The sequence below is a fragment of the Latilactobacillus fragifolii genome (assembly GCF_905332535.1).
Taxonomy (GTDB): domain Bacteria; phylum Bacillota; class Bacilli; order Lactobacillales; family Lactobacillaceae; genus Latilactobacillus; species Latilactobacillus fragifolii.
The window spans coordinates 137,169-149,443 of sequence record NZ_CAJOCF010000002.1; the positions used below are offsets into that span (position 1 = coordinate 137,169).

General features: G+C 40.5%; 9 protein-coding genes. 1 reads left to right on the forward strand and 8 read right to left on the reverse strand.

Annotated elements, in window-relative coordinates; genetic code table 11:
- Positions 1–19: 19 nt before the first annotated feature.
- Together gntK and gnd are read right to left on the reverse strand one after the other, a co-directional pair.
- On the reverse strand, positions 20–1,564 hold the full coding sequence (gene gntK, locus J7Q78_RS03415) for a gluconokinase (RefSeq protein WP_208423084.1): 1,545 nt from the start codon (positions 1,562–1,564) through the stop codon (positions 20–22).
- Between the two features lie 51 nt (positions 1,565–1,615).
- Positions 1,616–2,515 carry a phosphogluconate dehydrogenase (NAD(+)-dependent, decarboxylating) gene (gnd, locus tag J7Q78_RS03420; RefSeq protein WP_208423078.1) on the reverse strand — a complete coding sequence of 300 codons (900 nt, stop codon included), beginning with the start codon at positions 2,513–2,515 and terminating at the stop codon, positions 1,616–1,618.
- Between the two features lie 149 nt (positions 2,516–2,664).
- On the opposite strand from gnd, the gene J7Q78_RS03425 reads away from it, so the two are divergent.
- Positions 2,665–3,513: a MurR/RpiR family transcriptional regulator gene (locus tag J7Q78_RS03425; protein WP_208423079.1), complete on the forward strand. Its 849-nt coding sequence runs from the start codon at positions 2,665–2,667 to the stop codon at positions 3,511–3,513.
- A 148-nt stretch (positions 3,514–3,661) separates the two neighbouring features.
- Here the strand turns inward: J7Q78_RS03425 and J7Q78_RS03430 are convergent, their stop codons facing one another.
- The 6 genes from J7Q78_RS03430 to J7Q78_RS03455 form a co-directional block, all read right to left on the reverse strand.
- Complete coding sequence (locus J7Q78_RS03430) at positions 3,662–4,432, reverse strand: (S)-acetoin forming diacetyl reductase (RefSeq protein ID WP_208423080.1); 771 nt, start codon at positions 4,430–4,432, stop codon at positions 3,662–3,664.
- Positions 4,433–4,838: 406 nt separating this feature from the next.
- Positions 4,839–6,326 (reverse strand): glutamate--tRNA ligase, encoded by a 1,488-nt coding sequence (gene gltX, locus J7Q78_RS03435; RefSeq protein WP_154243046.1) that lies wholly within the window; start codon positions 6,324–6,326, stop codon positions 4,839–4,841.
- Between the two features lie 131 nt (positions 6,327–6,457).
- Positions 6,458–8,821 carry a phosphoketolase family protein gene (locus tag J7Q78_RS03440; protein WP_208423081.1) on the reverse strand — a complete coding sequence of 788 codons (2,364 nt, stop codon included), beginning with the start codon at positions 8,819–8,821 and terminating at the stop codon, positions 6,458–6,460.
- Positions 8,822–8,999: 178 nt separating this feature from the next.
- Positions 9,000–9,731: a GntR family transcriptional regulator gene (locus tag J7Q78_RS03445; protein ID WP_154243044.1), complete on the reverse strand. Its 732-nt coding sequence runs from the start codon at positions 9,729–9,731 to the stop codon at positions 9,000–9,002.
- 152 nt (positions 9,732–9,883) lie between these two features.
- Positions 9,884–10,336 carry a helix-turn-helix domain-containing protein gene (locus J7Q78_RS03450; protein ID WP_208427748.1) on the reverse strand — a complete coding sequence of 151 codons (453 nt, stop codon included), beginning with the start codon at positions 10,334–10,336 and terminating at the stop codon, positions 9,884–9,886.
- 136 nt (positions 10,337–10,472) lie between these two features.
- On the reverse strand, positions 10,473–12,071 hold the full coding sequence (locus tag J7Q78_RS03455) for a bifunctional aspartate transaminase/aspartate 4-decarboxylase (RefSeq protein ID WP_154243043.1): 1,599 nt from the start codon (positions 12,069–12,071) through the stop codon (positions 10,473–10,475).
- Positions 12,072–12,275 lie beyond the last annotated feature (204 nt).

Consider the following 12,275-nt stretch of genomic DNA (forward strand, 5'->3'; position numbering starts at 1 on the left):
TTCCCACCCAGTTACTTAGTTACTCTTTAACTTGCATATGTTTACGTTGGAAATCAGCGATTGCACCGTATTCCGTATTTAATTCCCGTGTTAAACGAATCCAGATTGGCAATAGTTCACGATAAACTGCAAAGTTGGCTTCTTCTGGATGATGGACATTAGTAACCCCTACCATTTCTTTGACCGCTGATAAATCATCTACTAATCCTAAACCATACATACCTAAGACAGCAGCCCCTAAACATGAACTTTCGAAACTTTCTGGAATCGTAACGTCTTGTTCGAAGACATCCGCCAACATTTGGCGCCATAATTCAGAACGGGAGAACCCGCCTGTTGCTTGAATACTCTTTGGTTTACCAGCGACGCCTTCGATCATCAGCATCACCATGTATAAATTATAGACAATCCCTTCAAGCGCTGCACGCGCCATGTGCGCACGTGTATGTTGCCGGGTTAATCCAAAGTATGAACCGCGTGCGTCAGCATCCCAAATTGGTGCTCGCTCACCACCTAGGTAAGGATGGAATAAGAGGCCATCTGAACCCGCCGGAATTTCTGCCGCAATTTGTGTCAAAATATCGTATGTTGACACATGCATTTGTTTAGCCGTAATTTTTTCAGGTGCAAACAATTGATCGCGGACCCACCGAAAGACAATTCCACCATTATTGACTGGGCCCCCGACGACCCATTTATCCTTGGTCAGGGCATAACAGAATAATTTACCATTGGGATCGACCACCGGATGATCGACAACCACTCGCACAGCGCCACTCGTCCCAATCGTAACCGCGACTACACCAGGGTCAATGGCATTAACCCCAAGGTTTGATAAAACCCCATCGCTTGCCCCAAAGATAAACGGTACTTCGGCGCCAATGCCGGTTAATTCTCCATAAATGGGGTCGATCCCTTTGACATAATCCGTTGGTTCAACTAAATCAGGCAATTGTTGTCTTGTGACACCCGCCACTTCAAGGGCTTGTTGATCCCAATCTAAATTAAAAATATTGAATAACCCAGTTGCCGAAGCGATTGAATAGTCCATCTGATAAGTATGAAATAGTTTTTGGAAGACATATGTTTTAATATCGATGAATTGACTAGCTTGGTTGAACAATTCAGGTTGTGCTTCTTTCAGCCAAACTAATTTTGAAAGCGGCGCCATTGGATGGATTGGCGTCCCCGTATGTTTATAAATCGCTTGGCCCAATCCACTTTCTTTCAATTGTTGACTTGCTTTAGCAGCCCTATTATCCGCCCAAGTAATTGCTCGCGTTAACGGTTGATCATTTTCATCCATCAAAATTAAACTGTGCATCGCTGCCGAGAAGCTAACCCCTTGTAATTCACCGGCCTGAACGTTCCCCTTGCGCATCACTTGGCGCAACACTTCTAACACTGCATTGAAAATTTCATCTGGATCTTCTTCTGCCATATCGGGGACAGTCTGATATAAAGGATAACCAACGTTTGCATAAGCCTTAACGGTCCCTTGCAAATCGTATAAAACCGCTTTCGTGCTTGTTGTTCCAATATCCGCACCAATCATATATTTCATCATAATTACCTCGTTTATGTGATGTTTACTGACTACTTACTAGGATACCACTTATTTCTTATCAACGGCATGACCGCCGAATTCATTTCGTAAAGCAGCGACGACTTTACCAGTGAATGTATCTTCTTCAAGTGAACGGTACCGCATCATCAATGATAGCCCAATGACCGGGGTTGGCACTTGTAATTTCAAGGCCTCCTCTAACGTCCATTTACCTTCACCTGATGAATGCATAATCCCCTTTAACCCTTCTAAGTTAGGATCTTTGGCAAAAGCGGATTCTGCTAGTTCCATCAACCAACTACGAATCACTGACCCATTACTCCATACCTTAGCAACTGCTTCGTTATCGTATTCGAATTCACCATGTGCTAACACGTCAAATCCTTCAGCGATGGATTGCATCATGCCGTATTCAATCCCATTATGCACCATTTTGAGATAATGCCCACTGCCAGCTTTGCCGGTATAAAGATAGCCATTTTCTTGGGCAATATCTTTAAAAAGCGGTTCAATTTGCTTAAACACTTCAGCATTATCGCCACCAATCATGAAGTTGCCGCCTGCGTTAGCCCCGCTTGTCCCTCCGGAAGTCCCGACGTCGAAGAAATGAATGCCTTTTGCGGCAAGCAATGCATTGTGTTGTTTAGAATCCTCGAAGAATGAATTACCACCATCAATGACAATGTCACCGGCTGCCAGTTTAGTGCTCAATGATTCAATTGTGGCTTGCGTTGGTTTGCCAGCTGGTAACATACTCCACACAATCTTAGGTTGTGGCAATTGTGTCAACAAATCATCCATATTCTTTGCAGGCAGTGCCCCTAAGCGCGTTGCTTCTTGAACTGCTGCTTCATTCAAGTCAAAAGCAACAACCTCGTGCCCGTTACGCCGTAAGTTAGCGACTAAGTTAATCCCCATTTTTCCTAAGCCAATCATTGCTAATTTCATTTTTGCCAGTCCCCTTATCCACAATTTCATGTCACTTTTCTTAATAGCTTTATTATATGTAAATTTTTTTCTTTAATCAACCTTTTTTTAGAAAACAATTTTCTTTATAGCTTTTTATGCTATACTATCGATAATAGGAGGACACTATAATGACACAAAATATCGATTCCTTACTCCGTGCGTACTACCCGAATTTAAGTGAAAAATACAAACAAATCGCAGATTACATTTTAAAAACTAACCATTTCGATCAAAGTTTAACTATTCAAGAGTTTGCAGCTGACTGCGGTGTTTCAACTGCCACTATTTCCCGTTTTGCCAAAATATTGACCTTTACAAACTTTCAGGCCCTTAAAATGGCGTTGCTAGCTAAACAAGCTATCGCACCAAATAATCCAATCTTCCATGAAATTAGTAATAATGATGATTATCTGACCATGGCCGATAAAATTTTCTTGTCCAATACTAACGCGCTCAAAGCGACTCGTTCATTACTAACTGAAGCACAATTACGTCAAGCCGTTGACTACATTAACCAGGCCAAGCGTTTGAGTTTATTTGGCTTGGGTGCTTCTGGAATCGTTGCCCAAGATGGTTACCACAAATTTTTACGGACCGCAATTCCAACCGTCTACAGCCAAGACTACCATCTACAATTAATGCAGGCTACCCAACTCACCGACCAAGACTGTGCGTTGATTATCTCGCACAGTGGGCAAAATAAAGATGCTCTAGAGATTGCACGGATCTTAAAAGAACGTCACGTTCCACTCATTGTTATCACCAGTTTTGGAAATTCAACGCTCGCTAAATTAGGTGATGTGACGCTGCTATCCATCTCCGAAGAAACCAATTATCGCGCTGAAGCCTTACATGCGCTGATTGCCCAAATTAGCATCGTCGATAGCCTGTTCATGATGGTCGCCGTCAACAATGGCCCACTAACCGAACAACGTTTCAAAGCGATTCGTGCTGAAATTGATCGCACTAGACAATAAAGCAAACAAGCTCTCTTTAACGATGATATTCGGCTGTTTCACCCTGTTAACGTTTAAAAACACTATCGTCACTGTTAAAATTATTCCACTCTAGTTAAAAAACGATGCTCACAACATTAAACGTGAGCATCGTTTTTTTATCGTTATCTTAGTTGAAGACCATCCCACCATCGATAATTAAAGCTTGACCGGTCATGTAGTTAGAATCTGGACCAGCTAAATAAGCGACACAAGCTGCTACATCTTCTGGTTCTGATAAACGACCTAGGGTGATATCCTTGGCAAATTGTTGCATCCCCCATTCATCATCCTTACCTGCATTTTGGCCCACTTTATGTGCAATATCCATCATCATTGGGGTTTTAACGATACCAGGACAATAAGCATTCACTGTAATTCCTTGATCAGCTAAATCACGGGCTGCCGTTTGCGTGATTCCTCGAATGGCAAATTTAGTGCCACCATATAAAGCAAGTTCTGGATTACCAACCTGTCCTGCTTGTGAAGAAGCATTGATAATTTTACCACCATGACCAAGATCTCTAAAGGCTTTAACAGCTGCTTGAATCCCCCAATATACACTACCGACATTAATCGCATACACTTTTTCAAATTGTTCTGGAGTAATCGTTTCAATCGGAGTTGTTGGGCCGACACCGGCATTATTCACAACAACGTCTAACCCACCTAATTCAGCAACTGTTGTTTCAACCGCTGCAAATACCTGATCACGATCAGAAACATCAACCTTAACCGCAATGGCCCGGCCTGTTTCATTAATTTCTGCTGCGACTGCTTGGGCACCTGCTAAATTGAAATCAGCAATGGCAACTGCAAAGCCATCTTTCGAAAGACGTTGTGCAATTGCTTTACCGATTCCCTGTGCTGCACCTGTAATAAAAGCTACTTTTTTTGTCATAATCTACGCCTCCTAATTGGATAAGTTAATTATACAATTAAAACGGTTACAATGATAGCGTTAACTAATTTTCTAAGTTTTTTAGCCGGTCGGGGCATCTAAAAAGCCCTCCATGCTCATCAGATGGCATGCTATTATTTCATCTGCCAAACACCAATGAAGGAACAATACTAAATCACCTTTTCTGAGCGAAGTCGCAGCCCGTGAATTTGAATGCTGATCACTGTAACCTTACTAAATCGGGCAAATTTAAATTCAAAATCATTCCCCGTTAATTGATACCGTTTAGATTCCATCAATAAAAAGAAGTCATCAATTATGGGCCTTTTTTATTCAATTAGCGTTTGCTTAAATTATAAATTTATCGTACAAAAAAGCCCCCAGTTCCCTGGAGGCTTTAAATATCCTATTTAATTTCAGCTAATGTTTTTTCAAGATGGGCTAAGACCCGGTCTTTCCCTAATAATTCGATTGAATCAGGTAATGATGGACCGTGCATTTCGCGTGTCGTCGCAATTCGAATTGGCATATACAATTGACGACCTTTAATCTTGGTATCTTTTTGAATACCTTTAATAATTTGCATAATTCGGGGTGCTGTGAACAATGTCAAATCTTTTAAGCGTTCGCTGAATTCTTTCAAAACAACGGGGGCTGTTTCGTTATTTAATTCTTCAAGCGCTTGAGCGTCTAATTGTTCCGGTTCTTCGAAGAAAACATCCGCCATTTCAACAATTTGGTCTGTATAACTCATTTGATCTTGATATAACGCAATTAAGTGACGGGCCCATTCAATCGTTTTGCTATCGGGATTTTCAGCGATTTTACCCGCTTTAATCAAGCTGTCCAACGAAAGATCCATAATTTTGTTAGGGTCTGATTGCTTAACGTATTGGTTATTCACCCATTCGAGTTTCTTTTGATCGAAACTAGCGGGGGATTTACTCAAACGTTTTGGATCGAATTGCTTGATAAATTCTTGACGGTTGAACAATTCGCTTTCACCAACTGGTGACCAACCTAATAAGGCGATAAAGTTAAACATCGCTTCTGGTAAGTAACCCAATTCGCGGTATTGTTCAATGAATTGCAGTACTGATTCATCACGTTTACTTAACTTCTTACCTGTTTCAGTATTGATGATCAATGTCATGTGCCCAAAGACTGGTGGTTCCCAGCCAAAAGCTTCATAAACAGCCAATTGTTTTGGCGTATTAGCAATATGATCATCCCCACGCAAGACGTGTGTGATTTCCATCAAATGATCATCCACTACAACGGCAAAGTTATAAGTTGGCATGCCATCCCGTTTCATGATGACAAAGTCGCCACCTAAACGATCCGATTCAAAACTGATTTCTCCCTTAACGATGTCATCAAACTTATAAACGTGATTCTTAGGTAACCGTAACCGAACAACTGGTTTCAAGCCTTTTGCTTTAGCAGCTGCTTGACTAGCCTTAATTTCGTCATCACTCATACCTTCATATTCGTAAATGTAACGTGGTGCTTGGCCGGCTGCTTTTTGCGCTTCCCGTTCTTCAGCTAATTCATCTTCTGTTTTATATGATTCGTAAGCTAATCCCTTAGCCACTAATTCTTCAATTAAAGGCGTGTAAATTTCGCGACGTTCTGATTGACGGTAAGGACCAAAATCACCAGGCTTGTCTGGACCTTCATCCCAATCCATACCTAGCCACTTCAAGTTATCTAACTGACTGTTTTCACCGTCAGCAATATTTCTTTTCGTATCGGTATCTTCAATCCGAATCACGAAAGTCCCTTTGTTGTGACGTGCAAATAAATAGTTAAATAATGCTGTACGAGCATTTCCGATGTGCAAATGACCTGTTGGACTTGGCGCATACCGCACTCGGATTTTATTTTTTGCCATAAAAAAACGCCTCTTTCTAAAATTATACTTGTCTACTAGTTTACCGTTATTATGCCTAAAAATAAAGGCTCAGCGACCACTAATCCACAAAAAAACAGATTGGCTTGCGCCAATCTGTTCTAACCACCATTTTAACGGAGTGGTTCCCATTGCCATTCTTCAACTTCTGGTAAATCAGTACCTTCATCACGGATATATTGATTGTGTTTAGCAACCATATCATCCATTGATTGTGCGAATTGGCCGGCTTGGTCACCAAGCACGTCAACCGCAACTTCTTTGGCTAAACTGAAACGATCCATTTGGTTCAAGACCCGCATGTCGAATGGTGTTGTAATATCACCATTTTCACGGTAGCCATGAACATGAAGGTTATGGTTGTGACGATCAAAGAAGATATCCCGGATTAAGCCTTCGAAACCATGGAATGCAAAGACAACTGGTTTGTCTTTTGTAAAGTACATGTCGAATTCTTCATCTGTTAACCCACGAGGATCCACTTTAGGTGAACGAAGTTTCAATAAATCAACAACGTTAATGAAGCGAATCTTCATATCAGGATATTGTTTGTGTAAGATGGAGATAGCGGCTAGACTTTCAAGGGTTGGTTCTGTCCCAGCGGCTGCAATCACAACGTCTGGTTCAGCACCTTGATCAGTACTTGCCCAGTCAATAATCTTCAAACCATTCTTAACTAAGACTGTTGCTTCGTCAATTGAGAACCATTGTTGCCGTGGGTGTTTTGAAGCAACCACTAAGTTGATCTTTTCTTGACTCTTGAAGACAGTCTCCATTGTTGCTAATAACGTATTTGCATCAGCAGGTAAGTATTCCCGAATGAATTCTGGTTTCTTTTCAGCTAAGTGTGTTAAGATCCCTGGATCTTGATGGGTGTACCCATTGTGATCTTGTTGGAAAACAGTTGAGGTTGCAATAATGTTCAATGAAGGATACTTGTTGCGCCATGCTTGTTCATCAGCCTTACGTAACCACTTGAAGTGTTGGGTTAACATTGAATCCACAACGCGCAAGAATGATTCATAACTTGCAAAGAAACCATGCCGACCAGTTAGGACATATCCTTCTAACCAACCTTCAGCTTGATGTTCTGATAATTGTGAATCAAGAACACGGCCTTCTGAAGCCATATATTGATCATTTGGTTGTTTGATTGGTTCCATCCATTGACGGTTTGTCGCTTCAAAAATATGGTTCAACCGGTTTGACATTGTTTCGTCAGGCCCGAAGATTCTGAAGTTTTTATTTTGATCATTATCTTTAATGATATCACGAACGTATTCGCCTAAAACAATCATGTCTTGGGCAACAACTTTTCCGTGTTCTGAATTATCTACAGCATAATCCCGATAATCTGGTAAGCGTAATGGTTTTGGATTAATCCCACCATTAGTGATTGGATTAGCAGCCATTCGCATATTGCCTTTAGGGGCAATTGCTGCGATTTCAGGTTTTAATTGGCCATCCTCTGTAAATAATTCTTCTGGACGGTATGACTTCATCCAGTCAACTAACGCATCAACATGTTGCATGTCAGCACTATCGATAGGTACTGGAATTTGGTGCGCACGGAATGAATTCTCGATTGGGACACCATCCCATGTCTTAGGACCAGTCCAACCTTTAGGGGCGCGGAAGACGATCATTGGCCATACTGGACGAGATGTATCGCCGTTTTCACGCGCATTCTTTTGAATAGCTTGGATTTTTTCGATGGCTTCGTCCATCGCAGCAGCAGTTGCTGGGTGCATCTTTTCAGGATCGTCGCCTTCAACAAAAATTGGTTCCCAACCATTACCTTCGAAATACTTCGTCAATTCTTCATCACTCTTACGGGAAAGAATCGTTGGGTTAGAAATTTTGAACCCGTTTAAGTTCAAAATTGGTAAGACCGCCCCATCATTCTTCGGATTGATGAATGTGCTTGATAACCATGATGCAGCTAATGGGCCAGTTTCAGCTTCCCCATCACCCACTACAACGGCAGCAATAACGTCTGGGTTGTCTAAGATCGCGCCAACACCGTGTGATAATGAGTAACCAAGTTCGCCACCTTCATGGATTGAACCAGGTGTTTCAGGCGCCGCATGTGAGGCCACCCCGCCTGGGAATGAGAATTGTTTGAATAATTTCTTCATCCCTTCAGCATCTTGAGAAATTTCTGGATAGATTTCTGAATAGCTACCATCCAAATATGAATTTGAGACCATCACTTGACCACCATGGCCTGGGCCTTCAACGTAGAACATGTTTAAGTTATATTTATTAATTGCACGGTTTAAATGAGCATATAGGAAGTTTTGGCCGGAGATTGTGCCCCAATGACCAATTGGTTTTGCCTTAACGTCTTTTGCTTCCAAAGGACGTTTCAATAGTGGGTTATCTTTTAAGTATAATTGACCAACTGAGATATAATTTGCAGCCCGCCAAAATGCGTCAACTTTAGCAAGGTATTCTTTGCTTGAATAATCTGTCATTTTAATAGCACCCCTTTTTAATTTAAAAAAGTTCCTAGTAGCTTTACTTTAAGTTCCAGTTGCATCTTTTGCAACTTTATTGTTTCTGACTACTCTCTCATCATACTAGATTTCCAAAAAAAGTCAACCATTTTAAATATTGGGTCGTACCAATTTTTTGATTAAAAAAATAGCGGCTCTATTCGCGACCGCTAACCGTAACGAATGTATTATATTTCATGTATTGATAATGCAGACGCATCGTTGAAAATTCAAATGGCGTCCCATCGTCTAAGAAGAAAATGCCCTCCATAATGCCGACTGGTTCCGTCGGCTGTAACTTCAAATGTGCTTGATCGTCATCGGTTGATGGTTCTGCGAAAATTGACAAAAAAGCGCGTGTCACTTCTTGATTTTTCTCAGTTTCCAAGTAGTTAAAGATTGAACTCGACACAATTTTTTCGGTCAATTCCGGCATTACTTTAATCGGAATAAAGCCGGTTTCAATCATGAAAGGGGCGTCATCAAACAACCGGAGGCGTTTAATTTCATAGACAAAATCATCTGGTGTCAAAAACAAGTCACGTTGTAATTCCGCACTCGGCTTAATGACTTGGAAATCTAATAGTTTAATTCCCGGTTTCCGGTTTCCGGCTTTAAAACTGTCGGTCACCCCTAGGTTAGAGCCGTTGTAATTAAAAAACGAGCCTCCTTTTAAGTACAGTGGGTTAATAAAGGTCCCTGACCCTCGTTTTTTGAAAATAATGCCTTGATTAGCCATGACGTTTAACGCGCGTTTAACCGAGCTACGGCTTACTTGATAGTGTTCAGTTAACGACCGTTCGTCGGGTAATTTCATGCTGGGAAAAGATTCTGCGTTAATTGCTTTTTTTAAATCCGCAATAATGTTTTGATAAACTAAGTCAGCCATGCTAAACTCCTTTATAAATCATTTTATCTCTAGCTTATTATACATGATTCCTAAAAACCGTCTACAAACGGTATCGATAAATGGTCAATTGTTTTGTTAATCATCATCCGTTAAAAAAGAAGTACTGCGACACGTGCGGTATACCCCAAAAGTTAAAGTAAATATTTAGTTGTCTTTTCTAGGCGGCACGTTGTCGGTATTTTACCGGCGATGTGCCGCCTAGTTTCATTTGAATACGTTTTGTATTGTAATAGGTTATCCATGATTCTATTTTGTATTAAGCATAAACCATTCGGACCTTCGGTACGATATATTTCTTTCCATTGTTGGATTTGACGTACATTAATATAACCAAATTTAGCAGCGACTGCACTGTATGATGCATTATTTTGAATTGCCCAACTAGCAATCTTAATTCTAAAAGTGCTCGTAATTTTAGGTGGATTTAATAAAAAATCAGGGCCAAAGTATTCATACGCTACACACATCAAATTAAATCTTGTTTGATTTATGCCGTATTTTCTACTGATTTGATTCTTACTAAATTCTCCTTGATGATACTCAAGGATTGCTTTTAATTTTGTCTGTTTAGAAATTTTAGTCATCAAAATACCCCAATCATTAAAGTTTTTACTTTAACAATTGGGGTATAGGTCAACGGCCGCAGTACTTCTTTTTTATATCATATGCTCTAAATCGAAGCACCTTGCAAAAAAACTGACCCACAATACCCGCTTTTACTTAACGCGCTTGAAATTGGGTATGGTATTCAGCTAGCAATTGGGCAATCCGGTTGCCAGTGATGGCATAATTTTCAGCAGGTTGGTTCGCTAATGAGATTCGCAAGTAGCCATCATCCGTCCCCATTCCTGCGCCGTCCATCACAACGACTCCATATTTGGACGCTAATTTTTCTTCGAAATTAAGATAACTGACGTGCTTTTCGAAATAGTCGCGGAATGCATGCCCATATTTTTTTTCAGCAAAATCATAAATGTTAAATACCGCATAGTATTCAGCGTTTTCTTTAGAATGATCACATGCCATGCCCATCGATTCCCAAAAAGCATTGTACCGGGTATCAACCATTTTCTTGGAAGCTTCAATGTACGGATCCTTTTCACCTTCGTGAATTAAACTAGTCAAACTAAATAATGCCATCAAGATTTGTTGCGGTGTCGATAATCCCGCTGTATGGTACAACGCAATTTCACGACTGTCAGCTACTGTTCGATCAATGAATTTCATTGCTAGTGGCTTAGGGGCCACAACTGAGTATCGTTTTTCAAATTCTGCCTTAACTGCTGGGTCATCAGCGGTTCGCTTAGCAATAATTTCATCAAAAACATTATCTTGGTGCACTGCCAGCAGCCCTAAACGATGCCCCGTCGCCCCATAAAGTTTTGAATATGAATAAACTAACATCGTATTTCGAGGTGCAATTGCGTAAATTGTTTGGAAATCATTTACAAAAGTCCCATAAACATCATCCGTAATGATGACAATTTCTGGGTTTGCTTCAACAACCTCTTTAATTTTAGCTAACGCATGCTTACTGAAAGCCCGTGAAGTGGGATTTGTTGGATTAACAACAAAAAAGGCTTTAACGGTTGGGTCTTTTAATTCTTCAAACTTAGCGTCCATCATTTGCCAGTTGTCGTCTTCAACTGAACTCACATCAAACTGTTTTAATTTATATTCACTTAATTCTGGAATCTGTAAATAAGGGGTAAAGATTGGGGTATTAATGGCAATCGTATCGCCAGGGCGTAAAATGTGGCTAATCTTTAATTCCTTGAACAAGTAAACCATTGCGGCTGTCCCCCCCTCTGTCGGGAAGACATCCGTTTGATTAGCTAATTTTTCACCGTTGTATAATGACACTTCAAGGTATTTGTTCAGAATTTTTTCCACATTGACTAAGCTTCTAGAAGGCATTGGATAGTGATTGCCAAGTGCACCATCGACAAATTCATAGACCAACTCATCCTGATTGAGGCCCATACGTTTTTCGGTGTAATCTAAAAAGGCGAGTATGAATCGATCGGTTTTATGGTGGGCATCAAGATACGCATGCAACCGTTGTGCAATCCCTACTTTGTCAACATAACCGGCCATATCGCCATCAGCTTCGTTAATTTTCTTAGCTGCTTCTTCGATGCCAAATTCAACAAGCTTATTAAAAGCTAGTCGCGCGCGCGTATTGATCCAGTTAGGATCTCCGCGACCAACGTTAATTGGCGTATTATGCATTGTATTTTTTTCGGAATTTTCTAAGAACAAAGCGGCAACTTCAAAATTTGACATCTCTTTTAATCGCTCAATATCTAATGAGTGCATCATTTTTCCACCTTTTTCAATTACTTACTACATTCATAATCGTATCTAACGGCACTTTAACACTAATGGCCAGTCAACATAACGGCGAGCATGGTAAGTTATTATTTGCTTTATTATATCGTTTTTGCTACAAAAATAAAGCATTCATTCAAAAATTACATCATAAAGGCCACCGCATTGTTCCAACTTCATATTGCATCATTT

Bases quoted from the DNA above. Each gene is read 5' to 3' on its own strand.
- gntK (WP_208423084.1), bottom strand. From the start codon at position 1,564: ATGAAATATATGATTGGTGCGGATATTGGAACAACAAGCACGAAAGCG.
- gnd (WP_208423078.1), bottom strand. From the start codon at position 2,515: ATGAAATTAGCAATGATTGGCTTAGGAAAAATGGGGATTAACTTAGTC.
- J7Q78_RS03425 (WP_208423079.1), top strand. From the start codon at position 2,665: ATGACACAAAATATCGATTCCTTACTCCGTGCGTACTACCCGAATTTA.
- J7Q78_RS03430 (WP_208423080.1), bottom strand. From the start codon at position 4,432: ATGACAAAAAAAGTAGCTTTTATTACAGGTGCAGCACAGGGAATCGGT.
- gltX (WP_154243046.1), bottom strand. From the start codon at position 6,326: ATGGCAAAAAATAAAATCCGAGTGCGGTATGCGCCAAGTCCAACAGGT.
- J7Q78_RS03440 (WP_208423081.1), bottom strand. From the start codon at position 8,821: ATGACAGATTATTCAAGCAAAGAATACCTTGCTAAAGTTGACGCATTT.
- J7Q78_RS03445 (WP_154243044.1), bottom strand. From the start codon at position 9,731: ATGGCTGACTTAGTTTATCAAAACATTATTGCGGATTTAAAAAAAGCA.
- J7Q78_RS03450 (WP_208427748.1), bottom strand. From the start codon at position 10,336: ATGACTAAAATTTCTAAACAGACAAAATTAAAAGCAATCCTTGAGTAT.
- J7Q78_RS03455 (WP_154243043.1), bottom strand. From the start codon at position 12,071: ATGCACTCATTAGATATTGAGCGATTAAAAGAGATGTCAAATTTTGAA.